General features: G+C 69.3%; 1 protein-coding gene. It reads left to right on the forward strand.

Going from position 1 to position 639, the window contains the following annotated elements; genetic code table 11:
* Positions 1-352 (forward strand): transposase (locus KNW02_RS21260; protein ID WP_216035054.1); only part of this gene is annotated, 352 nt, incomplete at its 5' end.
* Positions 353-639: the final 287 nt, after the last annotated feature.

Below are 639 nucleotides of genomic sequence, written 5' to 3' on the forward strand. Positions count from 1 at the left end.
GGTGACCTTCCGCTGGCGCGACTATCGCCACGGCCGCAGACCCAGACGGATGACCCTCGATGCTGGTGAGTTCATCCGACGTTTCCTGCTGCACACCCTGCCGGACGGTGTTCACCGCATCCGGCATTATGGCTTCCTCGCCAATGGCCAGCGCGCCGCCCGCCTCGCCGCCTGCCGTGCGCTGCTGGCCACCCAGGCGCCGGAGGCCGCGATCCGCCCCGCCCCGGCGGTGAAGGCGGCAAGGGCCGTTTCGCATCCGTGCCCCTGCTGCGGTCGCCCTATGGTCACACTCGCCGTCTGGCATCACGGCCAGGCACCGCCCCGGGGACCATTCTGGAACGACAGTTCATGACCCCAAAAGACAGACCAACGCCGCGCGATCCGCAACCGATCCGCAAAAGGACCGGCCAAATAGTCTGCGCGCCGGTCGCCCGGCTGTGCCGGTTCCGGCCGCCGCGACAGGTGATCCGACCCAAGACCGGCCCGTCGTGGCGCGCTCCAGACGCCGATACCGGCACCGGCAGCACCCGGGCTGCTGCCATTCACCGCCATGCCCGTCGGCGCGCACAACACCCCCGGCCTGCCCAAACACCACAATTCCCATAGCGCCAAACCGGACCGCGGCTTCGTTCAATCCGG

It is taken from the genome of Paracoccus marinaquae (assembly GCF_018860165.1).
GTDB lineage: Bacteria > Pseudomonadota > Alphaproteobacteria > Rhodobacterales > Rhodobacteraceae > Paracoccus > Paracoccus marinaquae.